Origin of the sequence: Streptomyces sp. NPDC002209, from assembly GCF_042890265.1 — a bacterium.
GTDB lineage: Bacteria > Actinomycetota > Actinomycetes > Streptomycetales > Streptomycetaceae > Streptomyces.
On sequence record NZ_JBIARX010000046.1, the window covers coordinates 1 to 1119 of the forward strand.

Annotated in this window: 1 protein-coding gene; it reads left to right on the forward strand. The window is 67.6% G+C overall.

Annotated elements, in window-relative coordinates:
- Positions 1–252 precede the first annotated feature (252 nt).
- Positions 253–795, forward strand: coding sequence for a DoxX family protein (locus ACFYXK_RS33960; protein ID WP_389414658.1), 543 nt, complete (start codon positions 253–255; stop codon positions 793–795).
- Positions 796–1119: the final 324 nt, after the last annotated feature.

Consider the following 1119-nt stretch of genomic DNA (forward strand, 5'->3'; position numbering starts at 1 on the left):
AGGCAGGGTCAACCTGCACTGGACAGCGATGAGATGACGGTGCGGTGAGGGGTGGACCCGTGTCGCGTCAGATCGCTACGCGCTCCTCGTCTCTCAGCGTCCGACGGCCGTCTGGGGACGGGGTCTGCGAGGGCAGGGTGCGGTCTGCGCCGAACGGGTCGTCGGTGGGGTCCGACGACGTTGCGGCCTGGGCATTTCGGACGACCGTCATAGGGTGGCCGTCGTTCACAGGGGACGGAAGAACGGACGTTCATGGCGTACGAACGACGGGACCGCGCGATCTTTCGTGCCACCTCTACTCCTGACACCACCGCCACCCACGACGTCGGTCTGCTCGTGCTTCGGCTCGTCGTCGGCCTCACCATGGCCGGCCACGGCACACAGAAGCTCTTCGGCTGGTTCAAGGGCCCGGGCCTCACCGCGACCGGCAAGGGTTTCTCGATGAGCGGCTATCCCGCCGGGGACGCCATGGCCGTCATCGCCGGACTCTCCGAGACCCTGGGTGGCCTCGGTCTCGCGCTCGGCCTGCTCACTCCGCTCGCCGGTGCGGCCCTGACCGGTACTTTCATCAACATCCTTGCCGTCCGGGGCTTGAGCACCTACTTCGCCCCCAAGGGTGTGGAACTCGAGTCCGTGCTCTTCGCCGCGGTCGTCGCCCTCACCCTCACCGGGCCGGGTCGCTTCTCCGTCGATCACTTCCTCCCCGTCCTGCGTGAGTCGCGGCCCCGGTACTCCGTCCTCGGACTGCTCCTGGGAGCCGTAGCGGGTTTCATCGTCCTCCTCATCCGCGACTGACTCCCCTTCAGCCGCCGTCCTGTCAGTCGCCACCAGGGCGCACTCCCGAGGCCAAAAAGGGGCCAGACGGAGTCCGGTGCCGGCTTTCTCGACTTCCCACTCCGGCAGGCACCCATTCACCCCTCACCCGGCCGTCAAGACGGAACAGACGAGCCGCAGTCGCATGCCCAGCTCGTCTGCGCCGGTCATGGGCGGCCTGTGTTCAGCCCCAGACGGCCGTCGGACGCTGAGAGATGAGGAGCGCGTAGCGATCTGGGGCGTGTGCGGGCCCACCCCTCACCGCACCGTCATCTCATCGCTGTTTGGTACAGGTTGACCCTGCCC